16 protein-coding genes are annotated in these 18,521 nt (G+C 46.0%); 1 reads left to right on the top strand and 15 read right to left on the bottom strand.

Annotated features, from left to right (window positions below; genetic code table 11):
- Window positions 1-13: 13 nt before the first annotated feature.
- The 6 genes from trmFO to RS891_RS11255 form a co-directional block, all read right to left on the bottom strand.
- Window positions 14-1,357: an FADH(2)-oxidizing methylenetetrahydrofolate--tRNA-(uracil(54)-C(5))-methyltransferase TrmFO gene (trmFO, locus tag RS891_RS11280; protein WP_376033241.1), complete on the bottom strand. Its 1,344-nt coding sequence runs from the start codon at window positions 1,355-1,357 to the stop codon at window positions 14-16.
- Window positions 1,358-1,380: 23 nt separating this feature from the next.
- On the bottom strand, window positions 1,381-3,471 hold the full coding sequence (gene topA, locus RS891_RS11275; RefSeq protein ID WP_090895940.1) for a type I DNA topoisomerase: 2,091 nt from the start codon (window positions 3,469-3,471) through the stop codon (window positions 1,381-1,383).
- Between the two features lie 120 nt (window positions 3,472-3,591).
- Window positions 3,592-4,722, bottom strand: a complete 1,131-nt coding sequence (dprA, locus tag RS891_RS11270) for a DNA-processing protein DprA (RefSeq protein ID WP_315795320.1) — start codon at window positions 4,720-4,722, stop codon at window positions 3,592-3,594.
- 248 nt (window positions 4,723-4,970) lie between these two features.
- Window positions 4,971-5,900, bottom strand: coding sequence for a succinate--CoA ligase subunit alpha (sucD, locus tag RS891_RS11265; RefSeq protein ID WP_113052641.1), 930 nt, complete (start codon window positions 5,898-5,900; stop codon window positions 4,971-4,973).
- Between the two features lie 79 nt (window positions 5,901-5,979).
- Complete coding sequence (gene sucC / locus RS891_RS11260) at window positions 5,980-7,140, bottom strand: ADP-forming succinate--CoA ligase subunit beta (RefSeq protein ID WP_024630201.1); 1,161 nt, start codon at window positions 7,138-7,140, stop codon at window positions 5,980-5,982.
- Window positions 7,141-7,389: 249 nt separating this feature from the next.
- Complete coding sequence (locus RS891_RS11255) at window positions 7,390-7,845, bottom strand: MarR family winged helix-turn-helix transcriptional regulator (RefSeq protein WP_076289496.1); 456 nt, start codon at window positions 7,843-7,845, stop codon at window positions 7,390-7,392.
- A gap of 523 nt (window positions 7,846-8,368) precedes the next feature.
- Between RS891_RS11255 and RS891_RS11250 the strand changes: the two genes are divergently transcribed.
- On the top strand, window positions 8,369-9,973 hold the full coding sequence (locus RS891_RS11250; protein WP_315795319.1) for a YifB family Mg chelatase-like AAA ATPase: 1,605 nt from the start codon (window positions 8,369-8,371) through the stop codon (window positions 9,971-9,973).
- Window positions 9,974-10,198: 225 nt separating this feature from the next.
- On the opposite strand, the gene RS891_RS11245 is transcribed toward RS891_RS11250, so the two are convergent.
- The 9 genes from RS891_RS11245 to lepB form a co-directional block, all read right to left on the bottom strand.
- The gene (locus RS891_RS11245; protein WP_113052643.1) at window positions 10,199-10,750 is read right to left on the bottom strand and encodes a nitroreductase family protein; all 552 of its coding nucleotides are present in this window, start codon (window positions 10,748-10,750) and stop codon (window positions 10,199-10,201) included.
- Window positions 10,751-11,016: 266 nt separating this feature from the next.
- Window positions 11,017-12,237 (bottom strand): carboxypeptidase-like regulatory domain-containing protein, encoded by a 1,221-nt coding sequence (locus RS891_RS11240; protein WP_315795318.1) that lies wholly within the window; start codon window positions 12,235-12,237, stop codon window positions 11,017-11,019.
- 66 nt (window positions 12,238-12,303) lie between these two features.
- Window positions 12,304-12,465, bottom strand: a complete 162-nt coding sequence (locus RS891_RS11235) for a paeninodin family lasso peptide (RefSeq protein WP_256337823.1) — start codon at window positions 12,463-12,465, stop codon at window positions 12,304-12,306.
- Between the two features lie 486 nt (window positions 12,466-12,951).
- A complete protein-coding gene (locus RS891_RS11230) occupies window positions 12,952-13,350 on the bottom strand; it encodes a YraN family protein (protein ID WP_315795317.1) in 399 nt (132 codons plus the stop codon).
- The gene (locus RS891_RS11225; RefSeq protein ID WP_113052647.1) at window positions 13,344-13,652 is read right to left on the bottom strand and encodes an EscU/YscU/HrcU family type III secretion system export apparatus switch protein; all 309 of its coding nucleotides are present in this window, start codon (window positions 13,650-13,652) and stop codon (window positions 13,344-13,346) included. Before RS891_RS11225 ends, RS891_RS11230 begins: the two co-directional genes overlap by 7 nt.
- Complete coding sequence (locus tag RS891_RS11220) at window positions 13,649-15,697, bottom strand: DNA ligase (protein WP_315795316.1); 2,049 nt, start codon at window positions 15,695-15,697, stop codon at window positions 13,649-13,651. Before RS891_RS11220 ends, RS891_RS11225 begins: the two co-directional genes overlap by 4 nt.
- Window positions 15,698-15,728: 31 nt before the next feature.
- Window positions 15,729-16,433: a ribonuclease HII gene (locus RS891_RS11215; protein ID WP_397333642.1), complete on the bottom strand. Its 705-nt coding sequence runs from the start codon at window positions 16,431-16,433 to the stop codon at window positions 15,729-15,731.
- Between the two features lie 401 nt (window positions 16,434-16,834).
- Entirely contained in the window at window positions 16,835-17,698 is an 864-nt protein-coding gene (gene ylqF / locus RS891_RS11210) for a ribosome biogenesis GTPase YlqF (protein WP_063564655.1), read from the bottom strand.
- Between the two features lie 167 nt (window positions 17,699-17,865).
- Window positions 17,866-18,486 carry a signal peptidase I gene (lepB, locus tag RS891_RS11205; RefSeq protein WP_113052649.1) on the bottom strand — a complete coding sequence of 207 codons (621 nt, stop codon included), beginning with the start codon at window positions 18,484-18,486 and terminating at the stop codon, window positions 17,866-17,868.
- Window positions 18,487-18,521: the final 35 nt, after the last annotated feature.

Raw genomic sequence — 18,521 nt, 5'->3', positions numbered from 1 at the left:
TCCCACGATTAATTTACACGCGTTCTGGAACGGTTAGACCTTCTGCTGCTGCAAAACGGGCAATGCCATCCAGTGCACGCTGCGCAAGTGCTTCATTTTTTTCCTTTTTATTGCGTATTTTAGTTTCCAGCTTCGGCAGCAACCCGAAGTTTGCGTTCATTGGCTGGAAGTGTTTGAAATCAGCTGTTGTAATATATTGTGCCATACTGCCCAATGTGGTCTCCACCGGCAAAACCACCAGTTCCTGTCCAAGCGCTGCTTTGGCTGCATTCATACCCGCGATTAAACCGGATGCCGCAGATTCTACATAACCTTCTACTCCCGTCATTTGACCTGCAAAGAACAGGTTTGGACGCTCTTTGAACTGATACGTTGGACGAAGCAGTTTGGGAGAATTGATAAATGTATTACGGTGCATTACGCCATAACGAACGAATTCCGCATTTTCAAGTCCAGGGATCAAAGAAAAGACCCGCTTTTGTTCGCCCCATTTCAGATGCGTCTGGAATCCGACCAGATTGTACAGCGTTCCTGCTGCATTGTCCTGTCTAAGCTGAACAACAGCATGAGGCAGTTCTCCAGTATGCGGATTAACGAGTCCTACAGGTTTCATCGGACCAAACAACGCCGTTTGTTTGCCACGTTTCATCATGACTTCAATCGGCATACAGCCTTCGAAGTAAATTTCTTTCTCAAATTCTTTCAGTTGAGCAACTTCCGCTGTGATTAACGCTTCATAGAATACATCGAATTCCTCTTCTGTCATTGGGCAGTTCAAGTAAGCTGCTTCGCCTTTATCATAACGTGAAGCCAAATAAACTTTATTCATATCAATAGAATCTTTTTCGATAATTGGCGCAGCCGCATCATAGAAGTAAAAGTATTCTTCACCCATAAGGGCTTTGATTTGCTCGGACAATGCTGGTGAAGTCAAAGGCCCCGTTGCAACGACAACGATTCCGTCTTCCGGCAAAGAAGTCAGTTCTTCATTGACAACTTCGATGAGTGGATGCTGATGAAGTGTAGACGTGATTTCGCCTGAGAATCCGTCCCGGTCCACTGCAAGTGCCCCACCTGCCGGAACGGCATGGCGGTCTGCTGCACCCAAAACCAGAGAATTAAGCATTCTCATTTCTTCCTTCAATACACCGACTGCGTTGGTCAAGCCATTAGCACGAAGCGAGTTGCTGCACACCAGTTCTGCAAATTTATCAGTATGGTGAGCCGGTGTTTTCACAACCGGTCTCATCTCGTATAGTTTTACGCGCACACCGCGACTTGCGATCTGCCAAGCTGCTTCTGTTCCTGCGAGCCCGGCGCCAATAACGGTTACTTGTTGTTCATTATTCAAAATCATTTACCCCCATTATGCTAATCCGCTCATTCTTCTTCCGGTTCCTCTACCGGTTCTTGATGATCACACGAAGTACACTGTAATCGTGTGCCCTGTTTGTTCCGTTTCTCAATCATTAGTGATCCGCAACTTGGACATGGTTTCGCTGACGGTTTATCCCATGATACAAAATCACATTCAGGATACTTGTCGCAACCATAGAAAATACGTCCCTTTTTACTGCGGCGTTCAACAACATGCCCTTCCTTACATTTCGGACAAGTCACGCCGATATCCTTGATGATCGGTTTGGTATTCCGGCAATCCGGAAATCCGGAACATGCAAGAAACTTGCCGAAACGACCCAGCTTATAAACGAGCGGTTTGCCGCACTTCTCACATATTTCATCCGAAACTTCATCTTCAATCTCGATTTCTTTCATTTCTTCTTCTGCAAACTCAAGCCGTTTCTCAAAAGACTCGTAGAATTCTGCGAGTACTTTGACCCAATCTTCCGACCCTTCCTCCACATGGTCAAGATCACCTTCCATGTTCGCGGTGAACTCCACATTCAGGATCTCCGGGAAAAACTCCTCCATCTGTTCGATGACCAGTTCGCCCAGTTCTGTAGGCATGAATTTTTTCTCTTCAATGGCAACATATCCGCGCTTCTGAATGGTCTCCAGCGTTGGCGCATATGTACTGGGACGCCCTATGCCCAGTTCCTCAAGCGTTTTAACCAACCTTGCTTCTGTATAACGTGGCGGTGGTTGTGTAAAGTGCTGTTTCGGCTCGATTTCCCGGTTCTCCAGCACATCTCCATTTTTCAGCGGAGGCAGCAGACGATCTTCTTCCGTTGTACCGTCATCATTACCTTCTACATATACCTTCATGAATCCTTGGAAACGAACCTTCGAACCCGCTGCCCGGAAAATCGTATCTCCTGCAGCAATGTCCACGGAGAGTGTATCCAGAACGGCAGATGACATCTGGCTCGCTATAAAACGTTCCCAAACCAGTTTGTACAACCGGAATTGATCACGACTCATAAACGATTTAATGGAATCCGGATCACGCAAAATCGACGTTGGACGGATCGCTTCATGCGCGTCTTGAGCATTGGCTGCTTTTTTGGAATAGTTTCTAGGCGTCTCTGGAGCAAATGGCTCACCGTACTTACCAATAATATATTCCTTGGCTTCTTCCTGAGCCGATGCTGCAATTCGGGTAGAGTCTGTACGCATATACGTAATGAGACCGACTGTGCCTTCTTTTCCGAGGTCTACCCCTTCATATAGCTGTTGGGCGACAGACATCGTCTTGGAAGCTCTGAAATTCAATTTTCGTGCGGCTTCCTGCTGTAAGGAACTCGTTGTAAACGGAGCAGAAGGGTTACGGCTGCGTTCCTTCTCTTTAACTTCCTTGACTGTAAAAGAGGCACCCTCGATTTGTTTTAAAATAGCCTGTACTTCTGCCTCACTGCCAAGTTCGGTTTTGGTACCGTTTAACTGATGGAACTTGGCTTCAAACGGATTGCCGTCTGCTGTTAGTTTGGCAGTAATGCTCCAGTACTCTTCCGGTTCAAAATCATTTATTTCATTTTCACGATCCAAAATGATTTTGACAGCCACGGACTGAACGCGGCCAGCGGACAATCCTTTTTTGACTTTCTTCCATAATAACGGACTAATTTTATATCCTACAAGCCTATCCAAAATACGTCTGGCCTGCTGCGCGTTAACCAGATCCATATTGATCTTACGCGGCGTTTTGAACGCATCTTTGACAGCCTGTTTCGTAATTTCATTAAATACTACTCGGCAATCCGCAGTTTCATCCAGCTCAAGTGCATGGGCCAAATGCCAAGCAATAGCCTCACCTTCGCGATCCGGGTCAGCTGCGAGATACACTTTTTTCACTTTCTTTCGTGCATCCTTCAGTTCTTTCAAAATTGAACCTTTGCCGCGGATCGTTATATATTTCGGATTAAAATCGTTTTCTACCTCAACGCCGATCTGACTCTTTGGCAAATCGCGTACATGTCCCATCGAAGCTTTTACGATGAACTTGCTGCCTAAATATTTGCCGATCGTCTTCGCCTTTGAGGGCGACTCCACGATTACGAGTGCATCCGCCATAGGTTCATCCTCCTCTCAGTCATGAAACTGCTGCTTGTTTATATGTTTCATAATTCATCAGCAGCAGGACTAACTTCCGCTAATAATCTATTTTCACATGCTGCCTTGATCGCAGCATCGTCATACCCTCGCGTATTTTGTTCCAGGTAATTGGCTAATCTGCTTTTTTATGATTAAAGATAACAGAACTGAATGCAAATGTCCAAAATCCCAGTTGAGCTGTTCCACAAGTTGATCTAGTGATTGCTCTTCCTGCTCTAACAGATAAATAACACGTTGTTCATCTGAAGATAGTTTTACAACAGGGAATATTCCTTTATTGGAAGTCTCACTGCTTTCAGCCGAACGTCCTCTATTGTAAGGAAGTTGATCCGCATTTGGCAAGTCCAATCGAAACTCTTCCAATAAATCAGTGGCGGAGGTCACCAACTTTGCCCCCTGACGAATCAGATTGTGTGAGCCTCGGCTTTTGGGAGAGGTAATTGGACCCGGGACAGCAAACACGTCTCTTCCCGCTTCGAGTGCGGCATCTGCTGTAATGAGTGATCCACTTCGGATATCAGCTTCAACGACTAGTGTACCGAGGGTCAACCCTGCAATGATCCGATTTCGTTCCGGGAACAATCCCTGATGCGCACGTGTACCTGGAGGATACTCTGACAAGAGCAGCCCTGTTTCGGCAATTCGTTCAGCAAGACCTGTATTTTCGGGAGGATAAATGTTGTCAATTCCTGTCCCGAATACCGCAATGGTTTTGCCGTTTGCACGCAGAGCCGCATCATGACATACACTATCTATTCCTCTCGCAAGTCCGCTAACAATGGTCAGCCCAGCCTTGCATAATTGCTCCGCCAACTTCTCGCCTATTTTACGTCCATATACAGTGGGCATGCGTGTTCCTACCATTGCAATGGATTGAGTGTGCAGCAGATTCAGATCTCCGCGACCGTACATTACCCAGGGTGGCTGAACGGTTTCCTTCATTAATATAGGGTAATCTTGATCCAGATAGGTAACGACCTCAATTCCCGCTTTATAAACACTTTCTTGTCTCTGTTCGATCCAGTCGGCATTGAATTGCTTAGTTAAACGCGCAGCCTGATCTCTGCGTAAACCCGCGGCAACCCAATCTCCTTCTTTATAATCCAGAAGATCCGTCAATTGATGTTGTCCTGTCAGCAGTTTCGAGATTGTTTTCTTACCAATACCATCCGTTTCATGCAGTCCAAACAAAATCCATCTCTCTTCCATAATCAGAAACCTCCCTTAATGGGAAGAAAATCTTCCCTCATATTGTGTGATAAGTGACAACGGAATGCAAGCGTTTACTCATAAAGGCAGACAACAGCTCCCTTTGAAACCCCGAAAAAAAAACGCAAAAAAGCAACCCTTCGCCCTGTTCAGGACAAAAGGTTGCTTACCTTTTCCGCATTATCAATAGTCGGTTCAGCAGTAAAATAATTTTCCTGCACCGTTTCTTCTATTATAATGGAAAAGAATTAATGTGTCGTGCACAAATTCAGAATTCCGCGTTCTTCAAGTACACTCACAAGAGTCGAGCCCATTTCAGCCGGCGTTGGAGCAACTTTGATTCCGCAAGATTCCAGTTTCGCAATTTTTTCTTTGGCTGTACCTTTACCACCAGAGATAATGGCACCCGCATGACCCATACGTTTGCCTGGAGGCGCCGTAACCCCACCAATAAATCCAACCACCGGTTTGGTCATGTTATCGCGTACCCACTCTGCAGCATCTTCTTCAGCCGTACCACCGATTTCACCGATCATGATGACCGCATGTGTCTGCGGATCTTCATTAAACCGTTTCAGGATATCAATGAACTCGGAGCCTTTAACCGGGTCGCCACCAATTCCCACAGCAGAAGATTGTCCAATTCCACGTGCAGACAATTGATGAACAGCTTCATACGTAAGTGTTCCACTACGGGAAACCACGCCAACGTGACCAGGCATATGAATATAACCCGGCATGATGCCGATTTTGCATTCACCAGGTGTAATAACGCCTGGACAGTTTGGTCCGATCAGAACGGTATCTTTGCCTTCCATGAAGCGGTCAACCTTGACCATATCAAGTACCGGGATACCTTCGGTAATACAGATCACGAGATCCAGCTCTGCGTCAACAGCTTCCATGATGGAATCCGCTGCAAATGCCGGAGGAACGTAGATGACGCTCGCTGTTGCGCCAGTAGCTTCCTTCGCTTCCTGTACTGTATTAAACACCGGCAGACTGACTACTGTGCCATCTTCCAGCGTAATATCAACATTGGTTCCGCCTTTACCCGGTGTAACGCCGCCTACCATCTGGGTTCCGTAGTCCAATGCGCCCTTCGTGTGGAACATTCCCGTTGAACCCGTAATGCCTTGCGTAATGACTTTTGTATTTTTATCAATCAAAATACTCACGTTGCTTCACATCCTTACGGTTATTTTTCAAGTGCCGGACAGCTCCGGAACTAAGGCAGCAATTTGCCCAGGAATGAACTTATTTTACGAGGGCAACAATTTTCTGTGCACCATCGGCCATGGAATCAGCAGGAACGATATTCAGGCCGGATTCACCCAAAATACGTTTACCAAGTTCCACGTTAGTTCCTTCAAGACGAACAACCAGCGGTTTAGTCAGGCCAAGCTGCTTCGCGGCTTCAACAACACCATTGGCAATGACATCACAACGCATAATGCCGCCAAAAATGTTAACGAAGATACCCGCCACTTTGGCGTCAGACAAAATGATTTTGAAAGCTTCGGTCACTTTCTCTGTTGTCGCACCGCCCCCAACATCGAGGAAGTTGGCCGGGTCGCCGCCATAGTATTTGATGATATCCATCGTCGCCATCGCAAGTCCTGCACCATTAACCATACAGCCGATGTTGCCATCGAGTGCTATGTAGCTCAGGTCGTATTTGGAAGCTTCGATTTCTTTTTCGTCTTCTTCATCCAGATCACGCAGTTCCAAAATGTCTTTGTGACGGAACAAGGCGTTGGAATCAAAATTCAATTTTGCATCCAGCGCGATAACGTTTCCATCTCCGGTAACAACGAGTGGATTGATCTCGGCAATGGAGCAATCTTTTTCAACAAACGCTGTGTACAACGCAAGCATAAACTTAACCGCTTTGTTCACCAACTCATTCGGAATACGAATGCTGTACGCCAGTTTACGTGCCTGGAACACTTGCAATCCAATTGCAGGGTCAATGATTTCTTTGAAAATTTTCTCAGGTGTAGCTTCAGCTACTTCTTCGATCTCTGTACCGCCTTCTTCGGAAGCCATCATTACGACGCGGCCTGTGGCACGGTCCACAACAACACCCACATAATACTCTTTGCGGATATCGCATCCTTCTTCAATCAGAAGACGCTTCACTTCTTTACCTTCAGGTCCAGTCTGGTGTGTTACCAATACTTTTCCCAAAATTTCGGATGCGTAAGCACGAACTTCGTCGATACTTTTCGCTACTTTCACGCCGCCGGCTTTCCCCCGGCCACCTGCATGAATTTGCGCTTTGACTACAGTCACCGGACTGCCCAGTGCCTCTGCGGCCGCAACCGCTTCATCGACTGTATAAGCAACCTTTCCGTTTGGAACGGTGACTCCATACTGTTTCAGTACTTCTTTTCCTTGATATTCATGGATATTCATTCTCGAATCCTCCTATCAACATGACTGCAACAAGGCGGGTTGGTAGACTAACAAAAGACAAATGTTGACTATTTTCACTTAAACCCAATTCATTGTAACATGTTTTTAAAACGCTTTCCTTAAAAAAGTAATGGTTAATAGACAGTATTTTGATATGGGTATGATCCCATATTGTGAATGCTTGGATATTAATGGAAAAAACCTCAGCTAATAAGCCAAGGTTTCTTAATAGTAATACGATGTTGCATTTTATTTTTTTGCTTCTTTGGTGTTGGTTTGATGTACTTTCTCCAGCAGTCCCTTGAACTGTCCCAGTAAAGATTCGAACTCAGTACTGTTCAGACATGCATCTTCCTGGATCGCTTCAGGTATAGACAAGGCTTTATGGCGAAGTTCCCGCCCAGCGTCTGTAAGTGTAATCAATACTTTCCGTTCGTCCTGAGCTGAACGTTCGCGATGAATAAGTCCTGCTGACTGCAAACGTTTAAGAAGAGGCGTCAATGTCCCTGAATCCAGGTAAAGTGCCTCTCCGATTTCCTTAACCGTACATTCTTCACGTTCCCACAATACCATCAAGACCAGGTATTGAGAGTAGGTTACCCCAAGCACCTCAAGATAGGGTTGGTACATCTTCGTAATTTCACGTGAACAAGCGTATATGGCAAAGCATAATTGGTTATCCAGCTTCAAACTTTCATTCTGCATAGATCTGTCCCACCTACCTATTGTGCATTCTATATTCCTTTTTCATAGAGGTTACCCCCTGATATAACCGCTAGAATTTGCGAATTATTAGGAGCCCTTCATCTATCTTATCATAAATTAGTAAAAAAACAGAATAATTGAGCACAAATGATTTTACTTTTCTATTTAATAGCGATAAATTAAATTGCATAAAACATAATTTGAAGCATAGATAAATGAAATCTATGACAACGTAACAAAAAAACTCTTGATATGTTGAAACAGCTTCGCCGCGCGTTTACATACTCTTCCATGACAACACGACATTGATCGGAACTGAATATCCTTTAATTCTGAGAGAAACTTTATGTGGAAACTGTAAACAATTCAGGAGGCAGGGAGATACACAACAGCTATGACGATGATGGGTTGACGCCCTGATTTCTTTTATATAAAATGCTTGTTAGAAGCTGAGGAAGCACCTTAATTCGTAGACTGGCCTGTATTATGCGCGCCAAAGACGAAGTGAGGTGTTTCTTTTATTATGTACGGAAAACTGCATAGTGCCTGTTTATATGGAATTGACGGGGTTTTAATTGAAGTGGAAACAGACTTGTCGAACGGGCTACCCCAGACGTCTATTATCGGATTGCCGGATTCGGCTATTCGTGAAGCGGTTGAACGTGTTCGTGCAGCTATAAAAAACTGTGGTTACCAGTATCCGTTGCAACGGATTACGATTAATCTGGCCCCCGCTGATCTGCGCAAGGAAGGATCTTCTTTCGATCTTGCCATCGCTATTGGTTTACTTACAACAAGTGGTCAGCTGGTACTTCCAGTAGAGGAAAGGACATTGGTAGTGGGTGAGCTGGCATTGGACGGTTCAGTGAGATCGGTGCCTGGCATTTTGTCCATGGTAGATTTGGCCAAACGGCAAGGCTTTACCTCCATTCTTCTGCCCGCCGATAATCTGGAAGAGGCTTCGTTAATTCGGGGTATTCAGGTATATGGTATTCGTCATTTGCAAGATATCGCACCTGAACAAGCAACGAATTCAAAGAACAAGAAAGGAATAATGCAGAATACGGGGCCTGTTGTTTTAAAAGATTACGCCCATCTCTCTGCTCTGAATCCCAATTTCGGTGATATGGAGCGCCATGAGGGCCCAATGCGATCTCCATCGTTGGACGATGATTATAGTGATGTTCTGGGGCAGCATCATGTGAAGCGGGCACTCATGATTGCCGCAGCCGGGATGCACAATATTTTGCTGGTCGGACCTCCGGGCACAGGGAAAACCATGTTAATTAAACGGCTGCCTACGATTCTCCCACCATTGTCCGAAGACGAAGCGCTGGAAGTAACCAAAGTGCTAAGTGCCGCAGGCAAGCTTAAAGATACCTCAAATGGTCTCATCGCAGACAGACCCTTTCGCTCTCCACACCATACGATATCCACATCAGGTCTCATTGGAGGCGGCGGCATCCCCAAACCGGGTGAAGTAAGTCTTGCCCACCGGGGTATATTGTTTCTGGATGAGCTGCCTGAGTTTCAGCGGCAAGTCCTAGAAGTGTTAAGACAACCACTGGAGGATCGCAAAGTCACCATTAGCCGTGCGAGAGCCGCGTTCACATTTCCAGCACAATTTATGCTCGCCTGTTCTATGAATCCCTGTCCTTGTGGGTATCTCTCTGCCCAATCGGAGGATCAAAGATGTATATGCAGTCCTGCCCGTGTTGCCGCCTACCGTGCCAAAATTTCAGGACCGCTGCTAGATCGCATCGACCTTCAGGTCGAAGTTCCTCCCCCGAGCGAGTGGCGCAAGGCTGGCGCTTCTCCTTCGTCTGCGGAAATGCAGGCCAAAGTCATTCATGCTCATCATATTCAGGCCTCACGATATGCTAATAGTTCAGTTCGCTGGAATAGCCAGTTATCAGGAACCCTTCTTCGTCGAACAATCCGCCTGCCTGAAGAAGCAGACCTACTACTCCAGCAGACACTACAAGCACTGAACCTGAGCATGCGTGCACATGATCGAATTATAAAGATGGCCCAGACGATCGCAGACTTGGATCATGATGGCGTCATTTTGACAGCCCACGTGGCTGAGGCGATTCAGTATCGTCAACTGGATTTGAATTTATTTTGAGCGAGGATCATTAAGGCAATAGAGGCTATAAGGTGAAATACGTGCCTTCGCCATTCAGCTTCATGAAAGGTTCAAGCGAGATATCTGTAGATTTCAAATTCGTGGCTAAATAGTTTTACAAATCAAACACCCCTGCACATATATCCTCTTTATAAGAGAAGAGACATACGTGCAGGGGCTTTGCATAGAGCATTACGTTCGAATGAATAGCAAACAAGATATCAATTATTCAAATATAGTCAGCTTGTCTTTGGCTGGTGTACGTTCTTTGGCAGAAGGAATAACCTCTGGATACCCCATGTAAACCATGCCTATAATTTTTTCCCCAGCCTGAATGCCAAGGGACTTACGGAATTTGGGTCCATACAGGAAAGGCTTGGTTACCCAGAACGTACCAATGTCTTCACTCCATGCCGCGAGTAGGAAGTTCTGTACCAATGCGCTTACTGCTGCAAAATCTTCATCCCAGATATTCTGGCGCGGATCTTCTTCCATAACGACAAGCATGACGGCAGGGATCTGCTTGATATTGGCAGAGAACTTGTTATCCTCTCCCATCTCTGCATCAATAGCGTCTGCCAGCTTGTTCAGTCCATTTCCGCTAAACAATAAAAACCGCCACGGCTCACGCAATTTGTGATTGGGTGCCCATACGGCTGTGTCCAACAAATCAATAATCTGCTGTGTGGGAACAGCTTCTTTTTTAAACTTTTTGACTGTACGGCGATTTTGAATGGCTTCTCTTACGGCGTTACCCGTTTGGGTAGATTTACTCATGACCATGCCTCCCAGATTATAAAAAATTATCCGTGACCGCAGTTCAAGCCTGCGATATGAATCGACTCATTTATGAAAAACAAACGGTGCAGTAAAACTGCATTACCCTCTTGATTATACACTGATCTGTTCATTGGATTCAAAGGAATGCGGATAACATTATTTCGTTCTGGTTATTTCGGATGCAAAAAGGCGACTTCGACTCTTCCCCGCAGAGAGATTCTTAGAGTCAACGTCGCCTTTCTTCATTATAAATAGCTATTTAATCAATAAGGGTATGATCCTGCTCCTTCAAACTTCCCATTCACAAAATCCATTTTGTTTATTTTTTCTTGGTTGCCGGCGATATCCGTGCTGAAATACTCCACTGTTTTGACATCAGGAGCATAGATTTTTATTGGTACGGTAAACGTGATCCATTCACCCCCATTGATTCTGTACTGGGTCATTTTCAAACCTGATCCGTTAACTTCGTCCGTTGCCTTTAACTTAAAATTAAAACCATTAATATATTGTTTTCCGTTGGATACCTCTGTCAAAGGAACTAAAGCATATTTGGTAACAGGCGGGGTTTTGTCTACATTACGCTTGAGAATAAAATCAAAAGTATTGTTAGGTCCTTTGACCAAAGTTACCCTAATCGTTTGGTTGATATAACCATCCGCTTCGACAGAGATTATGCTTATTCCCGGAGACAGTCGATCCATGGAATACTTGCCTTGTTTGTCTGTTATCATCTTAAAATTATTAATAGATACCGTGGCCCCAGCCACTGGCTTCCCCTGTTCATCTTGCACCAAGCCACTCACCTTGGCGGCCTCTTGAAGTGTTATGTTCAACTTCTCTGTAACACCGGTGTATAGAAAAAGATATTTTGTGTAAGGAACATATCCATCTGCATCAACCGAAACCACAATATCAGGGGCGGAATAAGGATTAATACCTGTAATTGCGTAGTTGCCATCCTTGTCCGTCTTTACAGACTGGCTGACTGTTGTTGCTTTAATGACAGCACCTACAACTGGTTTTCCTGATTGATCAGTAACTTTGCCTACGACGGTGGCTGGCTCATAGAGGGAAAAATTAAATTGCCTTGTTTCTCCCGGAGACAAATAATTGCTAATATAATTGTTGTGGGTGTCCAAGTACCCCTTGGCAACCAGACTAATCCTGATGGTTATGCCTTCACTTGACGTGATTTCAAAATTGTACTCTCCCTTGGAATTGGTTTTAACTGTTTTGTTTCCTATTTCTCTGTTTTCTAATGTGTACATCTTGATAGTTACATCTACATCTTTCACCGGAAAACCATCCATATCAGTAATTTTCCCATAAATTTTTGAAGTTTGAACAATATTATTAACTTGCCCCTCCGCAGAAGCATTTTTGGATGCAGCATATGTCGTTCCAGAATGCAGCAGTCCACACACCCCGAAAAATAGTAAAAACACACTTAAACGAATCATCCATTTCCATTGAATACTCATGACAATCGTTCACCTCATCCATATATAGTAGTAAGTCCGGTGACCATATGAACTCGTTTTATCTATCTAACTGACCAACATTTCGAGCTTCCAAAATTCCCCGCCCCAAACATATTGCCATATCCCTTCGCCACCGTTCATGGTTTCGCTAATATCCAACACTTCCAATTGCGGTGTCACCCACTCCTGTTTCATTTTCTTTGCCGCAGCAGATTGAATTTCTTTCATAGTTCACACCTCTTTTTCATATTTGCTTTTCTCATTTTATTATAAATGATACATTTTGTATCTGTTTATTTTAAGTACTCCAATCTTTTTAGTCGTTTAGCAACAAGTTAGAAAACACAGCGAACCACAGTGTTTATGGAATTAACGATACATATACTTGTTGATGGGATAGAGAGTGCTTTATAACAGATAACTCAGTAGAGTAGACTGAATTAAAAACACATCTTTTGAAATCTTATTTAGCAAATTATTAATTAGATGTAGTCCATTAACGACCGGAAAATAGAATAATAACAACGGAGATAGGTCCGATTGCTTATGAATAGATACGATTTGTATCTAATTTGCGACTTGTACAGTAGTAATGTTCTTAATTCCTTTTTACCGTTTCCTGCTCAAAATAAAAATAACCCACAAGAGAGTCACTTTTTCAAGTGTCTTTCTCATGGGTTAACACAGCTGAAGAATCGTGTATATAGTAGGGACTCAAAATGCATTAATAATATGATCAATCGAAACGGTTCCGCCTGCTTTATCCAGCATGACTGCGATCACATCAAAACGAATTTGATCATTTGTCTCTCCCGTCATTTGCAAATATACAGATGCGGTTGCACGTACCTGCTGCATTTTACGGATATCTACCGACTCCTGGGGTGTTCCATACAGTCCAGTTCCGCTTCTACTGCGGACTTCGATAAAAACAATCATACCTTCATGGGAAGCAACGATATCAATCTCTCCGCTACGACAACGCCAATTGCGCTTCAAAATGCGATAATCATGCTCCTGAAGCCAATCGCAAGCAGATTCTTCACCCAATCGTCCTTTTTGCTGACGTGTAAGTTTGGAAGCTGGCTCCTGTTCTGATCTGCGCTCTACCACGATTCTTCTTCCTCTCGTCCAGAAGCCATACGGTCAGCTCGATAAATGTAGGTCAACACTTCGGCCACCAGTTGATACAGTTCCGACGGGATCTGTTCATCCAAGTCCAGTTTGGAAAGCACTTCAACAAGTGCAGCATCCTCCTGAACAGGTACACCATTTTCCTTGGCTTTATCCAGAATGGCTTCTGCCACTTTGCCACGGCCTTTGGCTACAACCACTGGTGCCTCGCTCTCACCAGGTACATATTTTAAAGCAACGGCCTTTTTGGACATCAGGTCCGGCTGCGAATCCTCTTTCATACCCGCATGTCCACCCCTTTGTATCGTTCAGGACTGTAGTCCGAGGCAGTCATTTTCCGTTCGGCACCCGGTTCCTGGCCAACAGGCCAGGGTTCCGCCTTGAAAGTCAGCAACTGATAGCCCAGCTTGTCCAGCGCCTTATGGATTTCTTCACGCCCACTTTCTAGAAGCGGTCCCATTCCTTCGCCGTCATTCAATACACGCAGACTGACGATATTATTGACAACATGCACATCGACCAGTGTTGGACCGAGACTTTTCATATCCAGATCGAACCACAGGCGACAGTTGGATGCATCCAACTCACCACGTTGTCCGCGTCGTGATTGAATCTGAACGGAAGCCGTCTCTTCTCCGTCAGGTCCGGTAATGGGGATAAACCAGTGCATCTGGGCAAAGGTAGCACTGCGATCTGTTGTTAGCAATAACTGCTGACCTGTAAGAAATTGCACAGCCTGTCCGGCGGCATCTTTGAGCGCCGCCGGTGCACCATCGCTGCTGGCAAGCTGCAGCAGTAAGCCCTTCAGCGTGTCCGCGGTTCCCAGACTCGCCACATCCCCCACGCGCGCCTGCGCAGCCGCGCCGTGCACTGCCTGCTGCTCGTGCTCCGCACCGAGCAGCTTCAACACGCGCCCCACCCACGGGTCCCCCTCGTGGGTGACGGGCGCCGCCGCAGCTCCCGCAGGTGCTGCGGCACTACCGCCAGCCGGCAGCGCATCCGCGCCGGCTGGCAAAGGCTGCGGCACGCCTCCGGCAGCCGCAGCCGCTTGGCCGCCCTGCGATGCAGGGGCGGCCTGTGTCGCCGCACCTGGCTGTGCCGGTGCGGCTGTGGACGCGCTGCGCAGCGCGTCCAGCAGCGCCAGCAGCTTGGGCGCCAGCTGCGCTGCCGATGGAGCTGCTGGCGCCGCCTGCCCTGCTGCGGAAGCGGTAGGCCCCGCAGCAGCAGGCGTTTCACCGCGCCCGTCGGTTCGTCCGGGCGCGCCCCCCTCAGGCTGGCCAGCAATCACTCGACCAGCCGTAACATCCACAGCCGCCCCCGTCGTGCCTGGGCGGCTCCCAGCAACGCCCGCATCAGCTGCACGCGGGCTCTCACCAGGTATTCCGGTTCCTGCCGGAATACCTGTACCCTCCTTGCCAGCAGTTTCAACATGGCTGGCCCCAGTCTTAACCGCAGCAGTCTCGGCAGTCCCTGCTCCAGTCTGCCCATTGCCTTTCACCGCACCACTACCAGCAGCATCCTCCGGTCCATCAGCCATTGTAGCATCACCAGCGGCTGCTACAGGCGCAGGTTGCCCGGACAATCCGGTGGTTCCTCCTACCTGACGGTTACCGCCTGACGCAGCAACCGTTTCTCCCTCCTGCTCTCCGTTTAACGGTACAGGCGCTCCAGCCATAATGTTATTCTTCACCGTAGCTGTCTGTTCACCAGTCGGCAGCGTTTTACCTGCCGTTTGGGTCAACATGGACTCCAACTGGTCAGCCAACCCCTTCAACAACTGATGTAGGGGAGGACCAAATACAGCCTGATGCAGACCCTTTACTGTTTCCGCCGTAACCGGAAGACCACGCTGAAAAGCAATACCTGTCGCCTGTACCCACTCTTCAACAGGCACCTGTGCAGGTTTGACTGTCATCATATTTTGAACCATGGCTACATTATCCTTGGTCAAAGGTAATCCGCTTCGCTGCATAGCTAACAGCAGTTCCCGATTCCCCTTGGTATCCGGCAAACCTACCTCCTGAAGCAAATTGTTCAGAGATGCCTGTGGCAGTTCTGCCAATGTACCCGTCAGTGGTTTCATTACCGTTACGCCATTTTCACCTGGAGGCTGTACCTGAAGCAGTGTTGTTTCACCTGGGCGAAGCGGGGTTTCCAGTTTTGCACGCACCTGTACACCCTGAATCTGAAGAACCGCATCTGCTCCATCATCGGATACACTAACCACAGAACCCCGAACAACCTGACCTTCCTTTAACTCCAGTGGTTTGGCATTTCCCGGTTTACTATCTCCCAGCAACCCACGAATCACGGAACTTATATTCATGCCCTTCACCCTCCCTCCGCGTATGATCTGATTAAAATAAAGTGTGCTGTTCTCCAAGTAGATTGCCGAGAAAACTGCGACGATGCATGGGTGTAGCACCAAGAGCCATAATTTGTTCACGATGAAATTTCGTTGCATATCCCTTATGTATCGATAACCCATATTCCGGATATAACGTATCCCAATCTTCCTTGCATAGCCTATCCCGGGTAACCTTCGCAATAATGGATGCTGCCGCAATGGATTGACTGTTGGCATCGCCTTTAATAATGGACAACTGTGGTATATTCACATCTATTTTTTCTGCATCCACCAACAGGTAGTCCGGCACGCCCTCAAGGGCTTCTACCGCACGTTTCATGGCAAGCCTTGCAGCCTGTTTAATATTCAGTTGATCAATCGTTTCCGCATCCGCATAACCGATCCCCACTGACAACGCCTTTTCCATAATGATGTCGTATAATGCGTCGCGCTTTTTCTCCGTTAATTTCTTGGAATCATTAACCCCTTCCAGAATCAAATCACGAGGTAAAATAACGGCTGCCGCTACTACATCTCCAAATAAACAACCACGTCCCACTTCATCAATACCGGCAATACGTTCAAATCCACTTTCCCAATATTCACGCTCATAGATCAGCAGATCTTTGGGCTCCACCATTTCTTTTTTCTTCTTTTTCGGTTCAACCAGGGCATCCAGTTGCGTCAATTCAGTTAACTCATTCATTTCATTCATTACGGTGTCATCTCCTCTGACCACTCTTGCTTCAACGCATCACTTTTATATCATTTTATTATATAGACGTAGATTTCCGATTTTTGTTCTACCAGATCCAATTCAACAAGAAATAAACTTCTGTGAAGCATATATGATCATACGATGGTGAGTTATTATTTTATCGGTATCTGATCGCTTAAATTGAAGATATTCAGCATTGAGCAGGCTAAATCTTCATCACTCATCATAGCATGATTTAAGAGACCCAGATATACGTACAATACAATCCCATAAAGTGCAATTTTCTAGAATCACCTTCCAGATCAATCAAGGTTCCTCTGTATTAATTCCAGTAACACAAAAAGCGACCGCTCCCGGTAATCCGGTAACGGCCGCTTCTTTCGGCAGTTGTCTCTTATTTAATAAGGAGCTTCCATAGAGAAACGTCCCATTTTGCCCGCACGCAGTTCACGCAGAAATGCTCGCGATGCCTTTTCCAAATCGATACGCCCACCGCTTACCACACAACCACGTATACGACCAACCTGCTCCATGATCGCAACAACGCTGTCAGAATCATCTGCATCTTTGGAGAACTCCTGAAGTCCGTATCGTTCTTCAAGTGAATCCCAGTAATAACGCATTAGATAACTGATGCCAAAAAAGGCGATGTCTTCTGCATTCAGAATCTCTTCCTTAATTGCACCTGTTACTGCAAGACGATAACCCACGTTTTGATCTTCGAATTTCGGCCAAAGAATACCCGGGGTATCCAGCAGTTCCATTTCTTTACCCACTTTGATCCACTGTTGTCCCTTCGTCACACCAGGACGATCTCCCGTTGCCGCAATGTTCCGTCCAGCCAGTCGGTTAATTAGCGTGGATTTACCCACGTTTGGGATACCAACAATCAGTCCACGAACCGCTCGAGGGTTAATCCCTTTGGCTATTTGACGGTCAATCTTTTCTTTTAGGAGAAGCTTCGCTTGTGTTGGGATGTCTTTCACATTGGTACCTGTTGAAGCATCTACAGGGAAAGCAGTGATTCCCTCTTTTTTGAAATATTCAATCCATTCTTGCGTCACTTTCGCATCAGCCAAGTCGGACTTATTCAACAAAATCATCCGGGGTTTGCCCTGTAAAATCTCGTCAATCATCGGGTTGCGGCTGGAGACAGGCAGACGGGCATCCAGCAGTTCGATGACCACGTCAATCAGCTTTAACTTATCCTGAATCTGGCGTCTGGCTCGGGTCATATGACCTGGAAACCATTGAATCGTCACCTTGTCTTCACCTCATTATTTGTTAATATATAGGCTTTATCTATAACATGCACACCGCATCATTTCGTTGGCAAAACAATCTTCAGATCTCTATTATCCCCAAATTAGTTCTGCCTTCTACGTTTTGGTGTACACATTATATTTTGCTTATATATCCTGCATTCATATTAATGGTTAATCCACTTGATATCGCCGATCGGCCAGAAAATCACATCTGCACGACCTACAATATCCTTCAGTGATACATAGCCGATCATTCGGCTATCCGTACTATTCGGACGGTTATCCCCCATTACAAAAACATGACCTTCCGGTACTTTCCCATCCGGGAATTGTTCATTAGGGAAGTCCTTCACGTTATAGGTTCCACCGTTCGCTTCAGCAGCATCGATTGCTCCCTGAATGTAAGTCTCATCGACTTTTTTACCATTGACGAGAACCGTATCGTCCTGAACCTCAACGGTATCACCAGCGACAGCAATGACACGTTTAATGAAATCACGGCCTTCGGTTGGAACGTGGAATACAATTACTTCTCCGCGCTGTGGTTCCCTAATATCATATAAAATTTCATTGACGATTACACGTTCACCTGTATGAAAATTCGGCTGCATGGAAGGCCCGTCCACAACAAACGGTTTAAACAGCAACCACCGAATTAAAATGACAAGTACTAGTGCGATCACGATGGCTTTGAGCCATTCGAAAATTTCATTTTTGGCTTTTTTGGATCGACTGCTTTTCTCTTCAGCAGTATTGCCCTGGTCCTGTTGAACTTCCTGTTCCATTAATGATCTTCCTCTCTTCACAGTACATGTTATAG

Source organism: Paenibacillus sp. BIC5C1 (genome assembly GCF_032399705.1).
Lineage (GTDB): Bacteria > Bacillota > Bacilli > Paenibacillales > Paenibacillaceae > Paenibacillus > Paenibacillus taichungensis_A.
The sequence above is the reverse complement of the archived record's forward strand: the minus strand, read 5'-3'. Positions and strand labels throughout refer to the sequence as shown.